This window comes from Dactylosporangium vinaceum, from assembly GCF_019904175.1.
Classification (GTDB): domain Bacteria; phylum Actinomycetota; class Actinomycetes; order Mycobacteriales; family Micromonosporaceae; genus Dactylosporangium; species Dactylosporangium vinaceum.
The window spans coordinates 5,590,684-5,614,735 of record NZ_CP061913.1; the positions used below are offsets into that span (position 1 = coordinate 5,590,684).

24 protein-coding genes are annotated in these 24,052 nt (G+C 71.9%); 14 read left to right on the forward strand and 10 right to left on the reverse strand.

What is annotated here, in order from left to right:
• Window positions 1-61: 61 nt before the first annotated feature.
• Both Dvina_RS24985 and Dvina_RS24990 read right to left on the reverse strand, forming a co-directional pair.
• The gene (locus Dvina_RS24985) at window positions 62-970 is read right to left on the reverse strand and encodes an SDR family NAD(P)-dependent oxidoreductase (protein WP_223104881.1); all 909 of its coding nucleotides are present in this window, start codon (window positions 968-970) and stop codon (window positions 62-64) included.
• The gene (locus Dvina_RS24990; protein ID WP_223104882.1) at window positions 967-1,584 is read right to left on the reverse strand and encodes an NAD(P)-dependent oxidoreductase; all 618 of its coding nucleotides are present in this window, start codon (window positions 1,582-1,584) and stop codon (window positions 967-969) included. Before Dvina_RS24990 ends, Dvina_RS24985 begins: the two co-directional genes overlap by 4 nt.
• A 77-nt stretch (window positions 1,585-1,661) precedes the next feature.
• Between Dvina_RS24990 and Dvina_RS24995 the strand changes: the two genes are divergently transcribed.
• The gene (locus Dvina_RS24995; RefSeq protein ID WP_223104883.1) at window positions 1,662-2,231 is read left to right on the forward strand and encodes a TetR/AcrR family transcriptional regulator; all 570 of its coding nucleotides are present in this window, start codon (window positions 1,662-1,664) and stop codon (window positions 2,229-2,231) included.
• A gap of 18 nt (window positions 2,232-2,249) precedes the next feature.
• On the opposite strand, the gene Dvina_RS25000 is transcribed toward Dvina_RS24995, so the two are convergent.
• Genes Dvina_RS25000 through Dvina_RS25010 form a run of 3 tightly spaced genes read right to left on the reverse strand, consistent with a single transcriptional unit; the run spans window position 2,250 to window position 4,459 of the window.
• The gene (locus Dvina_RS25000; protein ID WP_223104884.1) at window positions 2,250-2,885 is read right to left on the reverse strand and encodes a response regulator; all 636 of its coding nucleotides are present in this window, start codon (window positions 2,883-2,885) and stop codon (window positions 2,250-2,252) included.
• Window positions 2,878-4,089, reverse strand: a complete 1,212-nt coding sequence (locus Dvina_RS25005) for a sensor histidine kinase (protein ID WP_223104885.1) — start codon at window positions 4,087-4,089, stop codon at window positions 2,878-2,880. The genes Dvina_RS25000 and Dvina_RS25005 overlap by 8 nt, the downstream gene beginning before the upstream one ends.
• A complete protein-coding gene (locus tag Dvina_RS25010) occupies window positions 4,079-4,459 on the reverse strand; it encodes a hypothetical protein (protein WP_223104886.1) in 381 nt (126 codons plus the stop codon). The genes Dvina_RS25005 and Dvina_RS25010 overlap by 11 nt, the downstream gene beginning before the upstream one ends.
• A 258-nt stretch (window positions 4,460-4,717) precedes the next feature.
• Here Dvina_RS25010 and Dvina_RS55280 point away from each other — a divergent pair, with 258 nt between their 5' ends.
• Window positions 4,718-4,849: a hypothetical protein gene (locus Dvina_RS55280; protein WP_281428405.1), complete on the forward strand. Its 132-nt coding sequence runs from the start codon at window positions 4,718-4,720 to the stop codon at window positions 4,847-4,849.
• Here the strand turns inward: Dvina_RS55280 and Dvina_RS25015 are convergent.
• Window positions 4,812-5,009: a hypothetical protein gene (locus Dvina_RS25015; protein WP_223104887.1), complete on the reverse strand. Its 198-nt coding sequence runs from the start codon at window positions 5,007-5,009 to the stop codon at window positions 4,812-4,814. The two genes, Dvina_RS55280 and Dvina_RS25015, sit on opposite strands and share 38 nt — an antisense overlap.
• 90 nt (window positions 5,010-5,099) lie before the next feature.
• Between Dvina_RS25015 and Dvina_RS25020 the strand changes: the two genes are divergently transcribed.
• The 3 genes from Dvina_RS25020 (at window position 5,100) to Dvina_RS25030 (ending at window position 7,387) form a co-directional block, all read left to right on the forward strand.
• Complete coding sequence (locus Dvina_RS25020; RefSeq protein ID WP_246656425.1) at window positions 5,100-6,218, forward strand: PQQ-dependent sugar dehydrogenase; 1,119 nt, start codon at window positions 5,100-5,102, stop codon at window positions 6,216-6,218.
• A gap of 97 nt (window positions 6,219-6,315) precedes the next feature.
• Window positions 6,316-6,498 carry a 4-oxalocrotonate tautomerase DmpI gene (gene dmpI, locus Dvina_RS25025; protein ID WP_223104889.1) on the forward strand — a complete coding sequence of 61 codons (183 nt, stop codon included), beginning with the start codon at window positions 6,316-6,318 and terminating at the stop codon, window positions 6,496-6,498.
• Window positions 6,499-6,514: 16 nt separating this feature from the next.
• Window positions 6,515-7,387 (forward strand): LysR family transcriptional regulator, encoded by an 873-nt coding sequence (locus Dvina_RS25030; protein ID WP_223104890.1) that lies wholly within the window; start codon window positions 6,515-6,517, stop codon window positions 7,385-7,387.
• 54 nt (window positions 7,388-7,441) lie between these two features.
• Here Dvina_RS25030 and Dvina_RS25035 read toward each other — a convergent pair whose 3' ends face one another.
• The 3 genes from Dvina_RS25035 to Dvina_RS25045 all read right to left on the reverse strand — a co-directional run bounded on the left by Dvina_RS25035 (window position 7,442) and on the right by Dvina_RS25045 (window position 10,673).
• Window positions 7,442-8,449, reverse strand: coding sequence for a LacI family DNA-binding transcriptional regulator (locus tag Dvina_RS25035; RefSeq protein WP_223104891.1), 1,008 nt, complete (start codon window positions 8,447-8,449; stop codon window positions 7,442-7,444).
• A 263-nt stretch (window positions 8,450-8,712) separates the two neighbouring features.
• On the reverse strand, window positions 8,713-9,729 hold the full coding sequence (locus tag Dvina_RS25040; protein ID WP_223104892.1) for a LacI family DNA-binding transcriptional regulator: 1,017 nt from the start codon (window positions 9,727-9,729) through the stop codon (window positions 8,713-8,715).
• 35 nt (window positions 9,730-9,764) lie between these two features.
• Complete coding sequence (locus Dvina_RS25045) at window positions 9,765-10,673, reverse strand: acetylxylan esterase (RefSeq protein WP_246656426.1); 909 nt, start codon at window positions 10,671-10,673, stop codon at window positions 9,765-9,767.
• Between the two features lie 284 nt (window positions 10,674-10,957).
• Between Dvina_RS25045 and Dvina_RS25050 the strand changes: the two genes are divergently transcribed.
• From Dvina_RS25050 to Dvina_RS25080, 7 genes are all read left to right on the forward strand, one after another.
• Entirely contained in the window at window positions 10,958-11,845 is an 888-nt protein-coding gene (locus Dvina_RS25050; protein ID WP_246656427.1) for an ABC transporter permease, read from the forward strand.
• 2 nt (window positions 11,846-11,847) lie between these two features.
• Window positions 11,848-12,711: a carbohydrate ABC transporter permease gene (locus Dvina_RS25055; RefSeq protein WP_246656428.1), complete on the forward strand. Its 864-nt coding sequence runs from the start codon at window positions 11,848-11,850 to the stop codon at window positions 12,709-12,711.
• Between the two features lie 34 nt (window positions 12,712-12,745).
• Window positions 12,746-14,398, forward strand: coding sequence for an ABC transporter substrate-binding protein (locus Dvina_RS25060; protein ID WP_223104896.1), 1,653 nt, complete (start codon window positions 12,746-12,748; stop codon window positions 14,396-14,398).
• 1 nt (window position 14,399) lies between these two features.
• Window positions 14,400-15,905 carry a GH39 family glycosyl hydrolase gene (locus Dvina_RS25065; protein WP_246656429.1) on the forward strand — a complete coding sequence of 502 codons (1,506 nt, stop codon included), beginning with the start codon at window positions 14,400-14,402 and terminating at the stop codon, window positions 15,903-15,905.
• On the forward strand, window positions 15,902-16,624 hold the full coding sequence (locus tag Dvina_RS25070; RefSeq protein ID WP_223104898.1) for a YesL family protein: 723 nt from the start codon (window positions 15,902-15,904) through the stop codon (window positions 16,622-16,624). The genes Dvina_RS25065 and Dvina_RS25070 overlap by 4 nt, the downstream gene beginning before the upstream one ends.
• Complete coding sequence (locus tag Dvina_RS25075) at window positions 16,621-18,624, forward strand: beta-galactosidase (protein WP_223104899.1); 2,004 nt, start codon at window positions 16,621-16,623, stop codon at window positions 18,622-18,624. The genes Dvina_RS25070 and Dvina_RS25075 overlap by 4 nt, the downstream gene beginning before the upstream one ends.
• 474 nt (window positions 18,625-19,098) lie before the next feature.
• Window positions 19,099-20,898 carry an alpha-glucuronidase gene (locus Dvina_RS25080; RefSeq protein ID WP_246656430.1) on the forward strand — a complete coding sequence of 600 codons (1,800 nt, stop codon included), beginning with the start codon at window positions 19,099-19,101 and terminating at the stop codon, window positions 20,896-20,898.
• On the opposite strand, the gene Dvina_RS25085 is transcribed toward Dvina_RS25080, so the two are convergent.
• Window positions 20,892-21,833 carry an alpha/beta fold hydrolase gene (locus Dvina_RS25085; RefSeq protein WP_223104901.1) on the reverse strand — a complete coding sequence of 314 codons (942 nt, stop codon included), beginning with the start codon at window positions 21,831-21,833 and terminating at the stop codon, window positions 20,892-20,894. The two genes, Dvina_RS25080 and Dvina_RS25085, sit on opposite strands and share 7 nt — an antisense overlap.
• A gap of 63 nt (window positions 21,834-21,896) precedes the next feature.
• Between Dvina_RS25085 and Dvina_RS25090 the strand changes: the two genes are divergently transcribed.
• Window positions 21,897-22,844 carry a helix-turn-helix transcriptional regulator gene (locus Dvina_RS25090; protein ID WP_223104902.1) on the forward strand — a complete coding sequence of 316 codons (948 nt, stop codon included), beginning with the start codon at window positions 21,897-21,899 and terminating at the stop codon, window positions 22,842-22,844.
• A gap of 305 nt (window positions 22,845-23,149) precedes the next feature.
• A complete protein-coding gene (locus tag Dvina_RS25095; RefSeq protein ID WP_223104903.1) occupies window positions 23,150-24,013 on the forward strand; it encodes a hypothetical protein in 864 nt (287 codons plus the stop codon).
• The last annotated feature ends 39 nt before the right edge of the window (window positions 24,014-24,052 follow it).

Genomic DNA, 24,052 nt, shown 5'->3' on the forward strand with positions numbered 1-24,052 from the left:
GGTGGCGGGTTTGGGGGACCACCCGGCAGGCCGTCCGGCGGGCCCGGCCGGGCGTCGGTGGTCATCGGGCGAAGTGGGCCTCGGTGAGGGCGAGCAGCTTCCGCTGGACGGCCGGGTCATGGGAGATCGGCGGCGTGGCCGCTACCGAGCCCCTGTCGAAGTAGCGGCCGGTGACCCCGACGAGTCCGGGGTCGGTGGCGATGCGCAGCGCGGCGGCCGCCCCTTCGGCCGGGGTGAGCATGGTGCGGCGGATGAGGGTGCCGAACGGGCGCAGTGCGGGCGGTATCAGGTCGTCGATGATGCCGGTGGCGACGATGCCGGGGTGGACGGCGTTGACGGTGACGCCGTCGGTCGCGAACGAGGGGGCGAGGGCGTAGCCGGCGGTGACGGTCATGAGCTTCGCCCGCGCGTAGGCCTCGAAGGGTACGAATCCGGATCGCGGGTTGAGGTCGGCCAGGTCGTCGACGTGGGTCAGGTCCAGGGTCGGTGGGCGGGGCCGGCCGGCGAGTTTGATCCGGCGGGTGTCGTTGAGGGTGTCGCTGGCGACGTTCACGACGCGGGCCCGGCCGCGCCGCAGGGCGGCGTCCAGGTGGGTCATGAGGCCGCAGGCGGCGAGGTAGTCGAGGGCGACATGCATCTCGACGCCGTCGGGCGAGACCCGGTGGTCGGGGAAGTGTGCGCCGGCGTTGTTGACCAGGATGTGGACCTGCTCGTAGCGGTCCTCGATGATCCGCGCCGCGGTGCGCAGGTCCGCGCGCCGGGACAGGTCACCGGAGATGACGTCGAGCCGGTGCCGGCTGTCCGCGCCGATCCGGGCGCGCAGCATGTCGGCGCGGGCCGGGTCGCGGGCCACGGTGATGACGCGGGCGCCCGCATCGACGAGTGCGGCGGCGATGACCTGTCCCATGCCGCCGGTTGCGCCGGTCACGACCGCGGTGCGGTGCCTGAGGTCGGGGATCGTCGCGGTCATCGGGTGATCCGGGGGTAGGCCCGGACGTATCGGGGGCTTTCCGCCTCGCCGATCAGGAAGGCGGCGAGGTCGGCGCGGCCGACGGAGCTCCACACGCGGATCGGCAGATCGGTGCCGACCCGGCTGTTCCCGGTGGCCGGGCCGTCGGACAGCTTCGGGGGCCGCACGATCGTCCAGGCGAGATCGGACGCGGTGATCAGCGGCTCCATCGTCTCCTTGTCGCGCATGCGGTCGGCCACGCCGGCCCAGACCGCGCGGGAGTAGAGCGACCGGTCGTGGGTCTCCAGCACCCCGTGTGCACTGACGGCGATCAAGCGCGTCACTCCGGTCGCCGCCATCGCCGCCACAGTCGTACGGATGCCGTCGGTGCACACCGTCGTCGGCCCGCCGGCGGCACCACCGAGCGCGCTGATCACGACGTCGGCGCCGCGCAGGGCGCGGGCCAGTGCGGGCGTGTCGCCGGTGTCCGGCCAGACCGCCTCGGTCAGCCGTTCCTGCTCGGCGAACGTTGCGGGCCGGCGGACGCAGGCCGTCACGAGGTGCCCGCGATCGAGGGCGGTGGCCACCACGTGCCGCCCGGTCGCCCCGGATGCGCCGATCACGGCGACCGTCATCTGTGAAACACATTGTCTCATAGGTCGAGTATGCGTGGCGGCGCTCTGTGAGTCAACGTGTCTCATAGAATGGGGCGGTGAACACCGATGCGGACCCACGTTTTCAGCGCAGCCGCCAGGCCATCCTGTCCGCCGCCCGTGCGCTGCTGCTGGAGAAAGGCCCGGTCGCGGTGACGCATGCGCAGGTGGCGGAGCGGGCCGGGGTGGGCCGGGCCACCGTGTACCGGCACTGGCCCCGCTCCGACGAGCTGCTGGCCGAGGCCATGGCGACGGTACGGATGCCGCTGCTGGACAACCCGACAGCCCCGACCCGGCAGTGGCTGACGCGCGAGCTGACCGCGCTCGCCGAGCAGCTCGCGCTGGCCGACGTGCGCGCCGTGGCCACCACCCTGGCCAGCACCGCCCTCTGGGACCAGCAGATGGACGCCCGGCGCGCGCAGTTCGCCTCGATCCTGGCCGACCGCCTCGCCGGCGCTCTCGCCGCGGCCCAGGACCGCGGGGAAGTCGCGCTCGCCGTGCCCGTCCGCGACGCCGCGGCCTTCCTCGTCGGCCCGATCTACTACCGCAGCACGATCGAGCACGGCCCCGCCGGCTCGACACTCATCGAAACGCTGATTGCCGCGATCGGGACCTGGACCACGCCCTGAGCCCATCCGGCGGCGGCGTCAGCCGATGCCGGCGTCGCGGGCGCGGACGATCGCCTCGGCCCGGCTGACCACGTGCAGCTTGCCGAAGACGTTGCTCACGTAGTTGCGGACAGTCTTCGGGCTCAGCCCGAGGCGGCCCGCTATCGCCTCGTTGGACAGGCCGCGGGCCATCAGCTGCAGGACACTGCGCTCGCTGCCGGTCAACCCGGGGAACGGCTCGGCCGGGCGGCCCGCGAAGAAGGCCATGATGCGGGTGGCGATGGCCGGGCTGAAGATGGCCTCGCCGCGGCCGACCGCGTGGATCGCGCGGATCATCTCCTCGTCGTCGGTGTCCTTCAGCACGTAGCCCCGGGCGCCGGCGCGCAGCGCGGCGAAGACCGAGTCGTCGTCGGCGAACATCGTGACGACCAGGATGTGCGGTCCTGGGTCCAGCGCGGCCAGGCCGCGGATGGCGGTGAGGCCGTCGCCGCCGGGCATCTGCAGGTCGAGCAGGATCAGGCGGGGGCCCAGGCGCGCCGCCAGCCGCACGGCCTCGGCGCCGTCGGTCGCCTCGCCGACGACCTCGAACCCGGGCATGCTGTGCAGCAGCGCCCGCAGGCCCTTGCGGAACAGCGGGTGATCGTCGGCGACAAGGACGGTGATCGGCTCAGTCATGCGGCCTCATCGGAAACGTGGCGGCGACCCGGGTGCCGCCGCCGGCGGCCGGGCCGATGTCGATCGTGCCACCGAGCTCGGCGCTGCGCTCGCGCATCGAGCGGTGCCCGACGCCCGCGAGGTAGCCGTCGGGCAGGCCCCGGCCGTCGTCGGCGACCGCAATGGCCACCCGGTCCGGCCCGGCGCTCAGCTCGACGGTGCACCGGCTCGCCCCGGCGTGGCGGGCCGCGTTGTGCAGGGCCTCGGCGGCGATCCGGTAGATGGCGACCTCGATCGCCGCCGGCAGCTCGGGCATGGGCTCGGGCGCCGTGACGGTGCGCTCGAGCCCATCGGCGAGGCTGAGGTTGCGCAGGGCCTCGGCCAGCCCCAGCTCGTCGAGCATCGGCGGGCGCAGCTGATACACCAGGCGGCGGATGTCGCCCGTGGCCTGCCGTACCGCCGCCCGCAGCTCTCCGGCGAGACGCTCGGCGCCGTCCGGATCGCTGCGCAGGGTCCGCTGCACGACGCCGAGCTGCAGCCCGATCGCCGCGAGTGTCGGCGCCAGCCCGTCGTGCAGGTCCCGCCGGATGCGGCGCCGCTCTTCTTCACGCGCGGCGACGAGCTGCTCGCGCGACTGCTGCAGCGCCGTGGTCAGGCCGGCGGCGTGCAGCGTGATGGCGACCTGACGAGCAAGATCCTGCAGCAGGTGTACGTCCGCCGCCGACAGCCAGTCCCGGCGGCGTGCACTCACCCGCAGGCTGCCCAGCGTCAGGTCGAGGTACCGCAGCGGTATGACGACGATCGTCGCCCCGTCCGGCACCGTCCCGTGCGCCGTGACGACCCGCCCCTCGGTCTCGATCTCGACGTACGGCAGCGCGAGCGTGTCGGCCAGCAGCGCCGCGACCGCGGGCAGCAGCTCGTCGGCGCGCGGCTCGGCGTGCAGCTGCCGCGCGACCCGCCCGGCGACGTCGTAGGCGTCGTCGCGCTGCCCGTAGGCCAGGTGGTGCACGCCCCGTTCGACCCACGCCGCGACCGGCGCCCAGGTCACGACGACGAGCCCCGCCGCGATCGCGTGCGACCACCACGGGATGTCGGCCGGCGAGCCGATCGGCCGCTCGGGCCAGGTGACGACCACCGCGACGAGCCCGGCGACGATGAGGCCGTACCAGAGCATGAGCAGCGGATACAGCAGCTGATACAGCCACCGGCTCCGCTCACGCCGCACTGACGACCCGCTCCCGCCACAGGCAGAGGCTGACCACGGCGATGTGGTGCACCAGCATGGCGCTCGCGAACACCAGTTCGGTAGTGGTCGAGTCGAACAGCAGCGACGCGATCGCCTGCACGATCCAGAACGCGTTGACCAGGATGAGCAGGACGGCGCCCCACTGCTGCCCGCGCCACGCAGCGTAGGCGGCCACGAGCGCCACGATGTCCGACGTGAAGCTGCCGACGACGAGCGCGAACGGCGCGGCGCTGCCGTCGGCCCCGCGGACCAGGTTGGGCAGGTCGAACAGCCCGATCCCGATGCACGCGACGAGCACGGAGAGCACGGCCGCGAGCTTCAGCGCGGTGGAGCGGGTCATGGCAGCCATCAGAAGTCCTCCGGGTGTCGGTTGTCGAGGGCTTCACGGTAGGAATACGCCGACCCACCGGGCAGGAGGCAGCCGTCCCAACGGTTCGGGACACGTCCTTGGGACCATTGCCGCGGAGGCGCTCTCCGCGATCCCCTCGAGTGCGGCGGCCGGCCCGCACCGCTCGTCGAGGAGGTTCAGGTCGCGATCGCGAGCCGCTTCCGCGGCCGCTTATGCTATAAAGTCGATGGGAATAGCAGCCTGATGGAGGGCGGGTCGGTGATGGCGGTCGCGGGCCTGCTCCTCGCCGGTGCGCTGGCCGCGCTCCTGCTGCACTGGGAGGCCGGCTTCTGGGTGCTGGGCGCGCTCGCCGTCACCTGGCAGATGGCGGCCCTGGAGCGGCGACGGTGAAGTCGGCCTCGGTCTGGTGGGTGATGCGGTGCAGTGCCCGGTCCGGCGACAGCTCGGCCCACACCAGCGCCTCCGGCGGCGTGTCCACGCCGAAGCCGACGAGCTGGTGGGCGAGGCGGACGGCGCGGTTCACCACACGCGTCACGACGTAGGACGTCATGCGGGCAGCGTAGCTTAAATCCTATAAAAACGATAGGACATTGGTCCGGGAACCAGGAAACGTCCAGGTGCCTCTCTTACAATTGTGCTGGTGCGAGTAGGTGTGGTGGCAGTCCTGTCCGCGGTCCTGGTGGCCGGCTGCAGTGGCGAGCCGGATTCGCGGGCGCCGGAGTCCGCCGCCCCGGCGGCGCCGAGCGGTGCGCCGAGCGTCCCGGCGGGTGCGTCCTCCGCCGCCGCGGGCCGGGTGCCGGACCTCGGCTCGCCGCAGGAGATCGCGACCGGCCTGAACGTGCCGTGGGGCGTGGCCTTCCTGCCCGGCGGCGACGCGCTCGTCGCCGAGCGCGGCACCGGGCGGATTGTGCAGATCCCGGCCGGCGGCGGTGCGGGCCGGCAGGTGTTCCAGGTGCCGGAGGTCGCGGCGCAGGGCGAGGGCGGGCTGCTCGGGCTGGCGGTGTCGCCGAACTATGCGCAGGACCGGTACGTGTACGCGTACTTCACCAGCTCCTCCGACAACCGTGTGGTGCGGTTCCGGCTGACCGGCGGTACACCCGAAGTCGTGTTCGGAGGTTTGACCAAGGCGAGCATCCACAACGGCGGCCGGATCGCGTTCGGCCCCGACGGGCAGCTGTACGTCGGCACCGGCGACGCGGGCCAGCGCAGCCTGGCCCAGGACCCGGGCCGGCCCAACGGCAAGATCCTCCGCCTGACCCCGGACGGGAAGCCCGCGCCGGGCAACCCGACGCCCGGCTCGCCCGTCTACAGCCTCGGCCACCGCAACGTCCAGGGCCTCGCGTGGGACTCGGCGGGCCGCCTGTGGGCGATCGAATTCGGTCAGGACACCTTCGACGAGGTCAACCTGATCAAGCCCGGCGCGAACTACGGCTGGCCCACCGTCGAGGGCAAGGGCGACACCCAGGGCGGCAAGTTCACCAACCCCCTCGTCACCTGGCCCACCGACGACGCCTCCCCGTCGGGCGCCGCCATCATCGGCGACACGCTGTACGTGGCCGGTCTGCGCGGTGAGCGCCTCTGGACAGTCCCCCTCAGCGGCGAGCGGACCGGCACGCCGAAGGCCGAGCTGACGGGCCGGTACGGCCGCCTGCGCACCGCCGTGGCCGCCCCCGACGGGTCGCTGTGGGTGACCACCTCCAACCGCGACGGCCGCGGCGAGCCCAAGACCGGCGACGACCGCATCCTGCGCTTCGCCTGAGCGCGGCCACGGCCGGCCCGGCGCCATCACCGACGCTTATCGCTGCGCGAACCACCTGGGTCTTGGTCGCCGCGAGCGGTACCCGTGCAATGGATGCATGCCTATCGTCACCGTGCTGCAAGGTCCTCGCGACGTCGAGCTGAAGCGGGATCTCGTGCGCCGCATCACCGACGCGTTCGTCGACGCCTACAAGATTCCCGCCGAGACCGTCCAGGTCTGGATTCAGGAGACGCCGCCCGAAAGCTGGGCGGCGGCCGGCACGCTCACCGCCGACCGGTAGCGCCTACGGTGGCGGCATGGAACTGCGCCAGCTGCGGTACTTCGTGACCGTCGCCGAGACGCTGCACTTCGGGCGGGCGGCCGAGCTGCTGCACATCGTGCAGCCCGCCGTGTCGCAGCAGATCCGCCGCCTGGAGCGGGAGCTGGGCGCGGCGCTGTTCGACCGCTCGCCGCGCCGGGTCGCCGTCACCGACGTCGGCCGGGCGTTCCTGCCGGCGGCCCGGGAGGTGCTCGCCGCGGCCGACCGGGCGCGCGCCGTCGCCGACCGGGCGGCCCGGCCGGGGCGGCGCACGCTGCGGGTCGGCACCAGCACCGGGCTCGGCGACCACCTCGACCGGGTCCTGGAGCGGCTCGCCGCCGCGGCGGCGCACCTCGACGTCGACCTCGTCTCGGCACCCGTCGGCGAGCGGCTCGCGCAGGTCGCCGAGGGGCGCCTCGACGCGGCGTTCGTGCGCGGGGAGGTCCGCCACCCGGGTGTGCGGGCCGTGCCGGTGTGGACGGACGAGCTGCTCGCCGCCGTGTCCGCCCGCGGGCCCGGCGGCCCGGTCGAGCCGGCCGAGCTGCGGGACATGCGGCTCATGCTCACCGCGCGGCGCAACCATCCGGCGCTCGTGGACCTGGTCACCGGCGCCTGCGCGGCGGCGGGGTTCGAGCCGCGGCCCGGGCCACCGGCCGGCACGCTGCAGGACACCCTGGCCGCGATCGGCGCCGGGGACGGGCTGTGGACGGTCGTCTACGCCGCGCACGCCCGGATGCTCAACACCACCCGGGTCGCGTTCCGGCCGTTCGCACCGCCGGGGCTGGCGCTGCCGACGTCACTGGCCGTGGCCGCCGCCGGGCCTGACGACGCCGTCGAGGCGCTGCTGGCGGCGGCCGCGGACCGCGCCTGAGCGCCGGCGCCCGGCGGCGGGTGGGCAGGAGCAGGGCCGCACGCCTGGCTGCGGTCAGATCGGCGCGGTGCTGCCCCGGACGATGAGCTCGGTGGCGAGCTCGACCCGGGCCGGTTCGACGGGCTCGCCCATGGCCAGCTGCAGCACCATGCGGGCGGCGGTGGCGCCCATCTCGGCGAACGGCTGGCGCACGGTGGTCATCGGAGGTCCGCACCAGCGGGTGACCTCGATGTCGTCGAAGCCCACGACGCTCAGGTCGTCGGGGATGCGCAGGCCCAGGCGGCGGGCGGCCTCGTAGACGCCCAGGGCCTGCAGGTCGTCGCCGCAGACGACGGCGGTCGGGCGGTCGGCGGCGCTCAGGAGCTCGCGGGCCAGGTCGACGCCGTCGTCGAAGGTGAAGCGGCCGTGGCGCAGCAGCGCGGGGTCGAGGGGGTGGCCGGCGGTCTCCAGGGCGCCGCGGGACGCTTCGAGGCGGGCGCGGGCGCAGAGGTACTCCAGCGGCCCGGTGATGACCGCGATGCGCCGATGGCCCAGGTCGAGCAGGTGGCGGGTCGCGGCCACGCCGCCGCTCCAGTTCGTGGCGCCGACCGAGGGGATGGCGTGGCTCGGCTCGCCTGTCGGGTCCAGGACGACCATCGGCACGCCGCTGGCGATGAGCTGCTCGTAGTGCCTCGCCCGGAACGCCGAGTTGACGGCGATGACCCCGGTGGGCCGGCGGGCCAGGAGCCGGTCGGCGGGGCGGCGACCGGCCGGGGCGGGGCCCTGCAGGTCGGTGAAGCCGACGGCGAGGCCGCGCTCGCGGACGGTCTGCTCGACCCCGCGCAGGATCTCCATGGCCAGGTGACTCTCCAGGCCGAAGAACGCCACCTCGATGTTGGGGGTCGTGGTGGCGGTGTCGGCGCGGCGGTACCCGTGCTCGCGCAGCAGCGCCTCCACACGGTCGCGGGTCTCCGCGGCGATCCCGGCCCGGCCGTTGAGCACCTTCGACACGGTCGGCACCGAGACCCCGGCGAGCTGCGCGATGGCGGCAACGGTGACCTCGCCCCGCCTCCTGGCGCTCATGCCGTCACCTCCGCAGGCTCCGGCGCCGGCCTGAGCTCCGCCCTGTCACATTGATGAGCGGCCACTCCGCTGCGCTCCGTACCGCTCATGCCGTCACCTCCGCAGGCTCCGGCGCCGGCCTGAGCTCCGCCCTGCAACATTTATGAGCGGCCACTCCGCTGCGCTCCGTACCGCTCATGCCGTCACCTCCGCAGGCTCCGGCGCCGGCCTGAGCTCCGCCCTGTCACACTGATGAGCGGCCACTCCGCTGCGCTCCGTACCGCTCATGCCCGGGCAGCCGTACTGTCGCGGACGATCAGCGGCGTCGCCAGCTCGAGGCGTGACGCGTCGAGCTTGTCCCCGGCGGCGAGCGTGAGGAGCATCCGGGTGGCCAGGGCGGCCATCTCGGTCAGCGGCTGGCGGACAGTGGTCAGCGGCGGGATCGACCAGCGGGCCTGCTCGAGGTCGTCGAACCCGACGACCGACAGGTCGTCGGGCACGCGCAGGCCGCGCTCGTAGAGGGCCTCGTAGGCGCCGCGGGCCATCTCGTCGGAGCAGGCGAACAGGGCGGTCGGCGGGTTCGGCAGGTCGAGCAGGGCGAGGGTCTCGCGGTAGCCGGTCGGGCTCGTGAAGTCGCCGGTGCGCACGAATCCGGGCGGGATCTGCAGGCCGGCGGCGTGCATGGCGGCCCGGTACCCGTCGATGCGCGCCTGCGAGCACAGGACGTCCTCGGGGCCGCCGATGACCGCGATCCGGCGGTGCCCGAGGCCGATGAGGTGCTCGGTCGCGGTCAGGGCGCCTGTCCAGTTCGTGGCGCCGACCGACGGCACCGCCGGGTCGGGCTGGCCGACCGGGTCGATGACGACGACGGGGATGCCGAGGCCGGACAGCTGCTCGAACTGGTCCGCGGACAGCTCCGACAGGACCAGTAACACGCCGTCCGAGCGGCGGGCGGCGAGGTTCTCCAGCCAGCCGCGGTCGGGCGCGGTGCGGACCCGGCCGTGCACGGCGGAGACGACGACGCCGGTGCCGGCCCGGTGCGCGGTCTCCTCGACGCCGGCCAGGATCTGCATGGACCACGAGTTGCCGAGGTCGACGAAGACCACGTCGATGAGGCCGGCCGCCGCGGCCGGCTGGGCCCGCCGCGGCTTGTAGCTGTGCCGGCGCAGCAGATCCTCGATCCGGTCCCGGGTGGCCGGCGCGACGTCCCGCCGGCCGTTGAGGACCTTGGACACGGTCGGCACGGAAACGCCCGCTTCTGCGGCGATCTCCGCCATCGTGGCCCGTTGGTGCGGCGGCATCCGGTGTCCCTTCGCGTGACTGTGGCTGCGCGAGTCTACTTCGAAAGTTTCGCGAGCCAATCCAGCTGTCGCATGGTGTGCAGTGCCTCGCCGCCCTCGTGGCCGTTGTACGGGTACACCTGCAGCGTTTTGTCCGTTCCGCCGTAGGCGTCGAAGGCCGCCCGGGCGGTCTCCGGGGGGCAGACGGGGTCGCGGCCGCCGACGCCGAAGTGGGCCGGGGCGGTGGCGCGGCGGGCGAACTCGACACCGTCCATGTAGGACAGTGTGCGGTGGATCCGCTCGTGGGCGTCGCGGTGCACGGCGAGGTACTGCGCGATCTCGGCATAGGGGGCGAGCCGGCTGAGCTCGAGGCCCCGCTCGATGTCGCACAGGAACGGCGCCGACGTGAGCAGCGCGAACAGGTCGGGCACCAGGCCGGCGACGGCGAGGGCGAGCCCGCCGCCCTGGCTGTTGCCGGCCGCCGTCACCCGCGCGGCGTCGACCCCGGGCAGGGCGCGGACCGCGTCGACGGCGCGGACGGCGTCGGTGATGAGCCGGCGGTAGTAGTAGTCCCGCGGGTCGAGGATGCCGTCGGTCGTCGGGCGGGAGCCGCCGGTGCCGTGGCCGCGGTGCGGGTCCGGCGTGTCGCCGCCGTTGCCGTAGAGGTCGCCCTGGCCGCGGGTGTCCATGAGCAGGTGCGCGTAGCCGGCGGCGGGCCAGGTCAGGCGCTCGATCGGCAGCCCGCGGCCGCGCCCGTAGCCGACGAACTCGACGACCGCGGGGAGGTCGGCCGTGACGCCCGCGGGGCGGGTGTACCAGGCCCGGATCGGGGCGCCGCCGAAACCGGCGAATGTGACATCCGCGGTGTCGAACAGGGGCAGCGGCGTCGTCACCCGCTGCACGCTGAGCAGTGGCGGGGTCTGCCGGGCCGCGTGGAGCGTCTCGTCCCAGAACGCGTCGAACATGGCCCTCCTTCGAAAGTTTCTGATCGCTGGACGGTCGCCGCCGCGGGCCATGGTAGCGCTACCAGGCAGGGTGCGAAAGATCGGCGTTTGCAAGTGTTTGCAGCTCAGTACCGTACCAGCGGATCCCTTGACACCATCCAGTGAAAAATCTAAATTACGCGTTGCCTCACCGGCAGTTTTCCGAAAGTTTCGGATTATGGCCGGCCGACTCTTGACCGACGAGGCCCGTGTCGCCTGAAGGGAACTACCGGATGGTTGTGCGAGCGCGGCGCCGAAGCTGGCGCGTGGCATTACGCCGGGACTGGCAGCTGTACTCGCTCGCCGTCGTCCCGCTGGCCTTCTTCGTCATCTTCCGGTACCTGCCGATGGCCGGGAACGTCATCGCATTCCGCCGCTACCGGCCGGGCGGGGACCTGTTCGGCACGAAGTGGGTGGGGCTGCACTACTTCGAGATGTTCTGGGACGACCCGACGTTCTGGAAGGTCTTCACCAACACCCTCGTCATCGGCGGGCTGACGCTGCTGTTCACGTTCCCGCTGCCGATCGTGCTGGCCCTGCTGCTCAACGAGGTCCGGTCCCGCTTCTTCAAACGGTTCGTGCAGACCGTGTCCTACCTGCCGCACTTCATGTCCATCGTGGTCGTCGCCGGCCTGGTGTTCCAGCTGCTCGCCCTCGACGGTGCGGTGAACGCGGGCATCAAGGCGGTCGGCGGGGACGCGATCCCGTTCCTGCAGCAGCCCCAGTGGTTCCGCTCGGTCTACGTCTCCTCCGAGGTCTGGCAGACCGTGGGCTGGGGCACGATCCTGTACCTCGCGGCACTGACCACGGTGGACGACCAGCTGTACGAGGCCGCGCGGATCGACGGGGCCGGGCGATGGCGCCAGACGTGGCACGTGACGCTGCCCGGCATCCGCCCGACGATGATGACCCTGCTGATCCTCAACGTCGGCACGTTCATGGCGGTCGGGTTCGAGAAGATCCTGCTGCTGTACAACCCGCTGACGTACCCGACCGCTGACGTCATCTCCACCTATCTCTACCGGGTCGGCGTGGTGTCGGGCAGCTTCAGCTACGCCGCCGCGATCGGGCTGTTCGAGTCGGTGATCGGGCTGACGCTCGTGCTCTCGACCAACTTCATCTCGCGCCGCGCGGTCGGGGCGAGCCTGTGGTAGCCGTGGGCCGGTCGTACCGGGTCTTCCAGGTCGTCAACGCGGTGATCCTCACCGGGGTCGTGGTCCTGACGCTGTTCCCGTTCGTCAACGTCATCGCGCGGTCGTTCAGCGGGGAGGCGTACATCCAGCGGGGCGAGGTGAACTTCTGGCCGCGCGGGTTCAACACGACGACCTACGAGCGCGTCATGAGCGACCCGGTGTTCTGGCGCAACTACGGCAACACGGTGCTCTACACCGTCGTGGCCACCGTGATCGCCATGCTGCTGACCACCACCTACGCCTACGTGCTGTCCAAGCCCGGGCTCAAGGGCCGCACCGCGCTCATCGGCATCGCGGTGTTCACGATGTTCTTCAACGGCGGCCTGATCCCCAACTACGTCCTGGTCAGCTCGCTCGGCCTGCGCAACACCCTGTGGGCGATCGTGCTGCCCAACGCGATAAGCGTCTTCAACCTGCTGGTGATGAAGGCGTTCTTCGAGGCGATGCCGGCGGAGCTGGAGGAGGCCGGCGCCGTCGACGGCCTGAGCACCTACGGCAACCTGCTGCGCATCACGCTGCCGCTGTCGAAGGCCGTCATCGCCACGATGACGCTGTTCTACGCCGTGTCGTTCTGGAACTCCTGGTTCTCGGCGTTCCTGTACCTCGACGACGCGAACCTGTTCCCCGTCACGATCTACCTGCGCAACCTCATCGCCGGGGCGACCGGCGGCACGGACATCTCCATGGCCAGCGACCTGACATTGCAGATCGCCGCCAACATCCAGGCGGTCACGATCGTGCTGACCGCGCTGCCGATCGTCATGGTCTACCCGTTCATCCAGCGCTACTTCGTCACCGGGGTCACCCTCGGCGCGGTCAAGGGCTGACGCGCCGCCCCGCCAGTAGGACCGAGGAGTCCAGATGAAGCTCTCCAGACGCGCCGTGCTCGGCGCCGCCGGGGCCGCCGCGTTCACTACGCTCGCCGGGTGCTCCGGCGACGACGGCGAGACCGACAACACCAAGGCTCAGGACTACAGCGCCAACCGCGAGGGAGCCATGGACTCCTACGCGGTCGGCCAGCAGTTCAAGGCCAGCGCCCCGCTGACGTTCCCGATCATGATGCTCAGCAACGCCGGCTACCCGTACAAGGAAGACTGGCTCTTCTTCAAGGAACTGACCAAGCGCACGAACGTCACGCTGCAGTCCACGGTGGTCCCGGGCAGCGACTACAACCAGAAGCGCAGCGTCCTGGTGTCCTCCGGCAGCGCGCCGACAATCATCCCGAAGACGTACCACCCGGATGAGGAGGCGTACATCGCCGGCGGCGCGATCCTGGCGGTCAGCGACCACATCGACCTGATGCCGAACCTCAAGGAACAGATCACCAAGTGGAACCTGGAGCCGGACCTCGCCGCCTGGCGGCAGGAGGACGGCAAGTACTACCTGCTGCCGGGCACCCACGAGGAGGTGTGGCAGGACTACTCCCTGGCCGTGCGGACCGACATCCTGCAGCAGCTGGGGCTGTCCATCCCGAAGACGTGGGACGACTTCCACCAGATGCTCAAGGCCATGAAGCAGGCCCACCCCGACGTGTACCCGCTGTCGGACCGCTGGAGCACCCCGCCCCAGCCCGGCGGCAACAACCTGCTGCAGCTCATCGCGATCGCCTACGGGTCCAAGGCCGGCTGGGGCTTCCAGCACGCCAACTGGGACCCCAAGGCCAAGAAGTTCGTCTACACGGGCGCCCAGGACGGGTACAAGCAGATGCTGCAGTACCTGAACACCCTGGTGAGCGAGAAGCTCGTCGACCCCGAGAGCTTCACGCAGTCCGACGACCAGGCCAAGCAGAAGTTCGCCAACGGCAAGTCGTTCGTCATGAGCTGCAACGCGCAGACCCTCGTCAATGAGATCCGCAAGAGCATCGCGACGATCCCGGGCGCGACGGTCCTGAAGATCCCCGTGCCGCTCGGGCCGAGCGGGGCCGTCCTCGACGCGTCGCGGCTCGAGTCCGGCGTGATGATCTCGGCCAAGGCCCGCGAGAGCAAGAACTTCGTGGCCCTCATGCAGTTCATCGACTGGCTGTGGTACTCGCCCCAGGGCAAGATGTTCGCCAAGTACGGCATCGAGGGCCAGACCTACACCGGCAGCGTCGACGACGGCACGTTCAAGCTCGCCCCGGACGTCAACATCGCCGGGCTCAACCCGGCGGGCACGAAGAACCTGCAGACCGAGTACGGCTTCTTCAACGGTGTGTTCGTCTACGGCGGCACCACCAAGCTGCTCAACTCCCAGTTCTCCAAGGAGGAGCAGCAGTTCCAGGAGGAGATGAACAAGCGCAAGCCGATCGAGCTGGCGCCGGCGCATCCGCTCAGCGCCGAGGAGCGCGAGCAGGTGACGCTGTGGGAGACGGGGCTCAAGGACACCGTCTACCAGCAGACGCTGAAGTTCATCCTGGGCACCCGGCCGCTGTCCGAATGGGACGCCTACGTCGGCGAGCTCAAGAGCAAGAACATGGACAAGTACATCGAGGTGCACAACACCGCCTATGAGCGGTACAAGAAGGCGCACGGCTGACGTGCTCGTTCCGGAAAGGCCCGCGGGCCGGTTCTCCGACGCCTGGCGCCGCTGTGTCGGCGCCGGGCGGTTCGACCTGGCCCTGCGCAGCGACTACCGCGACTCGCTCGCGCTGGTGCAGCAGGAGATCGGCTTCCAGTACATCCGCCAGCACGGGCTGCTCAGCGACGGGGCCGGGATCTACCAGCCCTACACGCGCGGCGGCTCGCCGGGCCTGGCGTACACGTTCACCTACGTCGACCAGATCGTCGACGCCTACCTGGCGCTCGGGGTGCGGCCGTTCATCGAGCTCGGCTTCACCCCGGCCGCACTGGGCTCCGGCCCGCAGACGGTGTTCTGGTGGCAGGGCAACGTGACCCCGCCCGCGTCGCCGGCCGAGTGGGCGGCCCTCGTGCGGACCACGATCACCCACCTCATCGACCGCTACGGCCTCGACGAGGTCCGCACCTGGCCCATCGAGGTGTGGAACGAGCCGGACCTGGACGTCTTCTGGCCCGCCGGCGACCAGGACGACTACCACCGCCTCTACGAGCTGACCGCGTGCACCGTCAAGGAGATCGACGCCTCCCTGCAGGTGGGCGGCCCGGCACTGTCGCCGGGCGCCGACGCCGAGTGGCTCAAGCGGTTCAGCGCCTTCATCGAGGACCGCGCCGTCCCGATCGACTTCGTGAGCCGGCACGCCTACACGTCCGGCCCCTCGCAGCCGGTCCCGTTCGGCACCTACCAGACGCTGATGCCGGCGGCGACGCTCCTCGACCAGTTCGCGGCGCCCCGCCAGGAGCTCGCCGGCACCGCGCTCGCCGGCCTGCCGGTCCACATCACCGAGTTCAGCTCCTCCTACCGCCCCGACAACCCGATCCACGACACCGCCTTCCACGCCGCCTACCTCGCGCCCGTCGTGGTCGCGGCCGGCGACCTCGTGGACTCGTTCTCCTACTGGACGTTCAGCGACGTGTTCGAGGAGGCCGGCGTGCCGGCGAGCATGTTCCACGGCGGCTTCGGCCTGCTGACCCACCGCCAGATCAAGAAGCCGACCTTCCACCTGTACTCCTTCATCTCGCGCCTCGGCCGCGACGTCCTCGCCCGCGGGGACTCCTTCGTGGTGACCCGGGACCCGGCCGGGCACATCGCGATCCTGGCCTGGGCGCCGGTCGACCACACCGGACGGTCCTTCGTGGACGGCCACCGGGTGCGGCTGTCCGTGCCGGTCGGCCCGGGCTCGTCGGCGTTCATCGCGCGGTCCTCGGTGGGGGAGGAGGCGGGCAACGCCCGGGCCGCGTGGGCGGCGATGGGGCGCCCGGCCTCGCCCCGGCCCCGGCAGGTGGACGCGCTGCGCGAGGCCGCCGAACCGGTCCGGACCTATCGGAGCGTGCCCGTCGCCGGCGGGCGCGTCGAGCTGGACCTGGTGCTCGGCCGGCACGAGGTGACGCTCGTCGAGGTGAGCCCGGTGGTCGACGAGACCCCGCCCTGGTCCGACGACGCCCGGCTGTTCGGGAGGGCCGGATGAGCGCCTTCGGGGAGGGCACGCTGTCGCGGGGCTCCGCCCTGGTCTACACGCTGCTGGTCGTCGAAGGCCTGTTCCTGCTCACCGCGGCGCCCGGGTTCGCGCTGTTGCTGCTGCTCGACCGCGACGGCAGCAACGTCGCGTTGTTCGCACTGTGCGCCGTGCCGCTCGGACCGGCCGTGTCCGCCGCCGTCTACGCCCTGCACCGGCGCCGGTCGGACCTCGCCGACCTGCATCCGGCGGCCGCGTTCTGGCGCGGGTACCGGCTCAACGCGGTGGGCGTGCTGAAGGTCTGGCTGCCGACAGTGGCCCTGCTGGCGGTGCTGGCCGTGTCACTCGTCAACCGGGCGGCCTCGGGGGTGCCGCTGTGGTGGTCGGCCCTGCTGCTGGTCATCGGCGCGGCGGTGGTCCTGTGGAGCGTCAACGCCCTGGTCATCGCCTCGCTGTACGTGTTCCGGACCGGCGACGTGGCCCGGCTGGCCGCGTACTTCCTCGGCCACCGCCCCGGGGTCGCCCTCGGCAGCGCCGGGCTGCTGCTGACCGCCGGCGCGATCACGGTGTTCGCCTCGGAGGCGGTGGCCCTGCTGCCCGCCTCGCTGCTGGTCGGCGGCCTGTTGCTGGTGGCCCGGCCGATGTGCGTCGAGATCGAGCAGCGGTTCATCGACCGGGCGGCGCCGGCCTCGGCGGCGGACAGGCGGCCGGCCGGCGGCGGCCTCGCATGAACGCGCGGATGGCCGCGTTCCGGGAGCGGCTCGGGGGCTTCGCGTTCGGCGGGGACTACAACCCGGAGCAGTGGGACCCCGCGGTGTGGAAGGAGGACGTCGAGCTCATGCGCCGGGCCGGCGTCAACCTGGTCACCGTCGGCGTCTTCGCGTGGGCCTCCCTGGAGCCGTCGCCCGGCGAGTTCACGTTCGGCTGGCTCGACGAGGTGCTCGACCTGCTGCACGCCGCCGGGATCAGCGTCGACCTGGCCACGCCCACGATGGCGCCGCCGGTGTGGCTCTCCCACGGACACCCAGACGTGCTGCCGGTGATGGAGGACGGCGAGACCTTCGGCTTCGGCAACCGGCTGCACTTCGACCCGACATCGCCCCGGTACCGTTCGCACGCGGTCCGCATCGCCGACCGGCTGGCCTCCAGGTATTCGCAGCACCCCGCGCTGGCCATGTGGCACATCAGCAACGAGTACGGGCCGACCTCCTACGGGCCCCACGCCGCGGCCGCGTTCCGGGTCTGGCTGCGCCGGCGCTACGCCGACCTCGACGCGCTGAACGACGCCTGGTACACCCGGTTCTGGGGCCAGCGCTACACCGACTGGGAGCAGGTCGCACCGCCCGAGGTGCCGCGGTCGTGGTCGAACCCGGCCCGCCGGCTGGACTTCAAGCGCTTCATCTCCGACGCGCTGCTCGAATGCTTCATCGCCGAGCGGGACGCCGTGCGACGGTACCGCGACGACATCCCGATCCTCACCAACTTCATGCGCTTCTACCGGCACGCGGACTACTGGCGGTGGGCGCCGCACGAGGACGCGGCCGCCCTCGACATCTACCCCGATCCCGGCCGGCCCGGCTCGCACGTGTCCGCGGCGCTCAACTTCGACCTGATGCGGTCGCTGCGCGGCGAGCCCTGGGTGCTGATGGAGCAGGCCGCCTCGGCGGTGTCGCAGTGGAAGGTCAACAACGTGAAGCGGCCGGGGCGGATGCGGCTCGGCTCCTACCAGGCGATCGCGCACGGCGCCGACTCCGTCCTGTTCTTCCAGTGGCGGGCCGGGCGCGGCGGGCACGAGCGGTTCCACTCGGCCATGCTGCCGCACTCGGGCCCCGCCGCCCGGACCTTTCTCGAGGTCGCCGCGCTGGGCAACGAGCTGCCGCTGATCGCGGCCGTGGCCGGCGCCCCGTCGTCGGCCGACGTCGCGGTGCTGTTCGACTGGGACGCGTGGTGGGGCCTCGAGGTCACGCACGGGCTGCCGCGCAACGACTTCGACTACACCGCGATCGTCGAGAGCGCGTATCGGCCGCTGTTCGAGGCGCACTACGCCGTCGACCTGGTCTCGTTCGGCTCCGACCTCTCGCGCTACCGGATTCTTGTCGTACCCAACGCGTACCTTGTCGATGACGGGTTCGTGGCCGCGGTCGAGGCGTTCGCAGCGGCCGGCGGGACCGTCGTGGTGTCCTTCTTCTCCGGTGTCGTCGACGTGAACAACCAGGTGCGCCAGCCCGCCTACCCGGGCGCGTTCCGGCGGCTCATCGGTGCATACATAGACGAATACTGGCCGGCGCGGGAGGGGGAGACGTTCGAGGTCGAGTTCGCCGACGGCACCACCGCGATCGCCGACTGGTGGCAGGACAGTCTCCACCCGGAGACGGCCACGGTGCTGGGCACCTACACGACCGGCGACCTGGCCGGGCGGCCCGCGCTGATCCGCAACGACCACGGCTCCGGCTGCGTCGTCTACATCGGCACCCGCCTGGAGCCCGCCGCGCTGCGCGACACCCTGCTCAGCGCCGTCCGCGCCGCCGGCGCCGCCCCGGTGGTGGAGGGCGCCCCGCCGTACGTCGAGGCCGCCCGCCGCGACCGCTACCTGTTCCTGCTGAACCACTCCGACGCCCGCGCGGCCACGGTGACGGTGCCCGGGCCGGGCCGCGACCTGCTGACCGGCGCGGCCGTGACGGACGCCGTCGACCTGCCGCCCCTCGGCGTGGCCGTGCTGGAGCTGTCATGACCGCCCGCCGCCGGCCGCCCCCGGCCCCGCTCCCAGCGGGACCGGCCCGCCCGCCGCATGCGTTCGCGCCGATCCGCGTGAGGCCGGCGCGTGCACGGGCCCGGACCGTGCCGGCGTCGGCGACGGCCGGCGGGGCGGCGCCGTTCGTGCACGTGCGGCGCGCGGCGGGGCTGTCCGTGCGCGTGCGGGGTGGGGCGGCGACGTTCGTGCGCATGCGGGGTGCGGCGCGGCTGTTCGTGCGCATACCGGATGCGGCGGGGCTGTTCGTGCGCGTGTGGGGTGCGGCGGCGTCCCCGATGTGGATCGGAGTGATGGTCGGCGGGCCTGCCGGGTGCCGGCCGGGGCTTGCGGTGGCGGGCGGTGGGTCCGGGCGACCCGCGGCCATGGATGCGGAGGCGGCGGCATGAGCGGTACGGAGCGAAGCGGGGTGGGCGCTCATCGGTGTTGCAGGGTGGAGCTTGCGGAGGCGACGGCATGAGCGGGGTGCATCCGGCGTGGCTCGGGGGGTTGGGCGGTGGGTCCGGGCTCGGCGACGACGTCGTGCTGACGCGGGACCCGCTGTGCGGGCTGGAGGCGGAGGCGTACACGATCGCGCGGTCGGGTGGGGTGACCACCGTGGTCGCGGCGGACGAGGCCGGGCTCATGTACGGGTCGTTCCACGCGCTGCGGCTCGACGGGGAGCTGGCCGCGCAGACGCACCGGCCGTTCGTGGCTCGGCGGATGGTGCAGCACTGGGACAACGTGTTCGTGCACCCGGTGATGGGGCAGGTCGAGCGCGGGTACTCCGGCGGGTCGCTGTTCTGGGAGGACGGGGCGCTCACCGACGACCTGGACCGGGTCGGCGACTATGCGCGGCTGCTCGCGTCGGTCGGGATCAATGCCGTGTCGCTCAACAACGTCAACGTCCACGCGGGGGAGGCGCGGCTGCTGACGGATCGGCTCAGTGAGGTGGCGGCGCTGGCGGCGCGGTTCCGGCAGTACCATATCCGCGTCTATCTGTCGGTCTCCTTCGCCGCGCCCATGGTGCTCGGCGGGCTCGACACCGCCGACCCGGCCGACGAGCGCGTCAAGGATTGGTGGGCGACGGCGACGCAGCGGGTGTACGCCACGATCCCGGACTTCGGCGGCTACGTCGTGAAGGCCGACTCGGAGGGCCAGCCCGGACCGTTCGCGTATGGCCGGACCCACGCCGACGGCGCCAACGTGCTGGCCGCCGCCCTGGCCCCGTTCGGCGGGGAGGTCTACTGGCGTGCGTTCGTGTACAACCACCGCCAGGACTGGCGCGACCGCAGCACCGACCGCGCCCGCGCCGCGTACGACCACTTCACGCCGCTTGACGGCGAGTTCGCGGCGAACGTCGTGCTGCAGGTCAAGCACGGCCCGATCGACTTCCAGCCCCGCGAACCCGTCTCCCCGGTCCTGCTGTCCATGCCGCGTACCAGCCTGGCCGTGGAGTTCCAGGCCACCCAGGAGTACACGGGCCAGCAGCGCCACGTGTGCTACCTCCCGCCGATGTGGAGCTCGGTGCTGTCCACTGTGGCCGGTGCCGTCGACGCCGTGGTCACGGTCTCCAACGCGGGCGACGACCGGTACTGGACGAACCACCCCCTGGCCCAGGCCAACCTGTACGCGGCGGGCCGCCTGGCCTGGGACCCGGCCCTCGACCCGACCGCACTGCTCGACGAGTGGATCGGGCTCACCTTCCCCCCGGCCGCCGCCGGCGTCGTGCACGAGCTGATGCGCGACTCGTGGGCCGTGTACGAGGGTTACACGTCCCCGCTGGGCGTCGGCTTCATGGTCCACCCCGGCGACCACTACGGCCCCGACGTCGACGGCTACGAGTACAGCCGCTGGGGCACCTACCACTTCGCCGACCGCGACGGCGTCGGCGTGGACCGCACCCGGGCCACCGGCACCGGCTTCACGGGCCAGTACCCGCAGCCCCTGGCCGACGAGCACGAGTCCCTGGCCACGTGCCCCGACGAGCTGCTGCTGTTCTTCCACCACGTGCCGTACACCCACGTCCTGCACTCCGGCAAGACCGTCATCCAGCACATCTACGACACCCACTTCCAGGGCGCCGCCGCGGTCGCCGAGATGGTCGGGCGCTGGGCCGCCCTGCCCCCGGAGACGGTCGGCGAGGACCTCCACGCCCGCGTGGCCGACCGCCTGCGCGAGCAGGAGCGCTCGGCCAACGAATGGCGCGACCAGATCAACACCTACTTCCACCGCAAGTCCGGCATCCCCGACGCCCAGGGCCGCCGCATCTACTGACGCCCGGCCGGCCGCCGGTCCAGCCACCGCAGGATCGCCTGGTTCGTCTCCTCCGGCATCTCCTGCTGGATCCAGTGGCCGCAGTCGAGGCTTACCACCTCCACCCCGGGCACGAAGTCGGCCAGCCGCTCCGCGCGCACGATCGGGTCCCGGTCGCCGTAGATCATGAGTGCGGGCGACCGGACGACCGGGTCGGCGCCGGCCAGCAGATGCCAGTTGCGATCGAGGTTGCGGTACCAGTTGATGCTGCCCGTGAAGCCGCTCGACTCGAAGGCGGCGACGAAGACGGCCAGCTCGCCGTCGCTCATGACGGGCTCACCGACGGGCGTCTCGGCCAGCGCGAGCTCGATCATCACCATCCCCGGCGACGGCGGCCGCGGGGCGGTGGGCCGGCGGAACAGGTTGCGCAGGAACCGGCCCGGGTGCGCGTCGAGCACCGCGTCGGCGACCCCCGGCCGGCGGTTGAAGTGGACGAAGTAGAAGTCGTCGCCGAGCCCGGCCGCCATGGACTCCAGCCACGGCCTCTCCCCGCGCTCCTGGTACGGCAAGCTCAGCGCGACCACGCCGTTGACCCGGTCGGGGTGCAGCAGGGCCAGGCCCCAGACGACGAACGCGCCCCAGTCGTGCCCGACGAATGTCGCGTCCGCGTAGCCGTAGTGGTCGAGGAGCGCGACGAGGTCACCGGCCAGGTGCTCGATGTCGTAGTCGGTCACGCCGGCCGGGCGGGACGAGTTGCCGTAGCCCCGCTGGTTGGGGACGATGACGTGGTAGCCCGCCGCGGCCAGGGCCGGCACCTGGTGGCGCCAGGAGAAGGCGTGCTCGGGCCAGCCGTGGCAGAGCACGATGGGCCGCCCGGCATGCTCGCGGCCCGCTTCGAACACCTCGAGCTGCACGCCGTTGACGTGGATGATGCCGGGTTCGGGAAAGTCGGTCATGCCGCCATCGTGGCGAGGTAAACAGGCCACCCCCTGACCGGTTTGCCGTGCGAGTGTCGCCGTATGCGAGCCGACCGGCTGATGGCCGTCCTTCTCCTGCTGCAGCGGCGCGACCGGGTGACGGCGGCGGACGTCGCCCGGGAGCTGGAGGTGTCCGAGCGCACCGCCCGCCGTGACCTGGACGCCCTGGCCATGGCCGGCGTCCCCGTCTACTCCACCCAGGGCCGCGGCGGCGGCTGGCGCCTCGTGGGCGGCGCCCGCACCGACCTGTCCGGCCTGACCGCGGCCGAGGCCCGCGCCCTGTTCCTGGTCGCCGGACCGGCCTCGGCGGCGACGCCCGCGGTGCGAGCGGCGCTGCGCAAGCTGGTGCGGGCCCTCCCGGAGCCCTTCCGTGCCCAGGCCGAGGCCGCGGCGTCAGCGGTGCTCACGGACCCGCAACGATGGGGTTCGAGCCGCGTCGAGCCCCGGCCGCCGCACCTCCTCGACGACCTGCAGGACGCGGTGATCCGGGGCACCCAGGTCCGGCTCGGCTACGCCGACAGCACCGGCGCCGCAACGGAGCGGACCGTGCATCCGCTGGGCATCGTCGCCAAGGGGCCGTTCTGGTACCTCATCGCCGACACCCCCGCCGGCCGCCGAACCTTCCGCATCGACCGGGTGTCCACCGCCGTCCCGACCGGCGACCCGGTCCACCGCCCCGCCGGCTTCGACCTCGCCGCAAGCTGGCGCGCGATCGCCGACGAGGTCGAGCGCCGGCGCACGCCCCTGGAGAGCCGGGCCACCTGCGCACCCGACGGCCTGGCCCGGCTCCGGATGATCCTCGGCGACCGCCTCGACGTCGGCGGCCCGACGGCCGACGGCCGCGTCGAGGTCGTGATCCGCGGCTACAACGAGTACGCCCTCGCCAGCGAGCTGGCCGGCCTGATCGAGTGGCTCGAGGTGACCGGCCCGCCCGGCGTCCGCGCCCACCTGGCCGCGATCGGGGCCGCGCTCGCCGCCCGGTACGCCTGAGGCCGCCCTCCGGAGCGGCTCGAGCCGGTGCACCGGTATTCCTCAGTGCTCCCGCCGCAGCCGGGCAGTGACATGGAGAAATCGAATCTGCGGTTCGCGGCCACGCCTCGGCGCGCCAGGTCGGGAACGATCTTCGGAAGCGCTCCAGTACGCTACCCGCAGCCGGAGCCCCTGACGAATGATCAAATCGTTCGGAGGGCGGATCCCCGAGGTCGAAGGCGCCATCGTGTCCTGATGATGAAGACCGCCGGTTTCGTGAATGATCCCGAAGATATGTTGACTATTGAAGTGTTGCTGGAGCCTCGATGACGAATCCCCGCCCGCCGTCGGCCGACGATCTTGAATACCCGCAGACGCTCGCCGCTCGGCCCAAGCGTCCATCCGGGGAGCGCGGCCGGTTGCGCCAGGACGAAGCGCCGCATGTGATCTTCGAACTCCTGAAGGCTCGCGCACCGCTCGCCGGGCCGACCTACGCACCTCACCCCGCAACCGGCCCCGATCCGGTCAATGGGCCCGGAGAGGTGCGATCAAAGCCGACGTCATCGCGGCCTGCGCAGCCGAAGTGGCTTCGCTGGCCGGTGATCGCGGTCGTCCTCCCGCTCGTCGCGGGCGTCGCGGTCGCTGCACGGCCATGGGATCGCGGGTCCGGGTCGAACTCGACACAGGCGCATGCTGTCGTCTCCGCGGTTGCCAATCCGCGAGCGAATCAATCGGCGCCGTCGACTCCCCTGGCGGTGCCCGGGCCCGTCCACGGATTTGCCGGCATATATGAGGGTGAATTCAGGAACCTGGTAATTGCCGGCACCCGCCGGTCCCCCTATTCAAATTATGTCTCACTAGCCGAGACCGACGTGAAGAATTGCATGAACGTCGGTCTGGACGAGCGAATGATGCCGGGTATGTTCGGCGCCTGTTACTCGGGCCTGTGGAACGGGGAACCGAGCTTGACAGGGCAGGTGACAGGCGGGCCGGTGTACTTCAGGAATGCGAACATCGGTGGGCGACTGGCCGTTTACGGCGTTGAGAAGGACGGATCATGTCTGACGCAGGACTATGCCGCGGTGGTTGAGGGGCAGGGTAGGCCGACATACAGCGGGACATGGAAGTGTGGCAATGCGACCCGCGACCACGCGGACTTCAGGCTGATTCAGATGTCTCCCTCGAGTTAGGTCCGTCTGCGGGGGCGATGCCGTGAGGCCGCCGCTGGC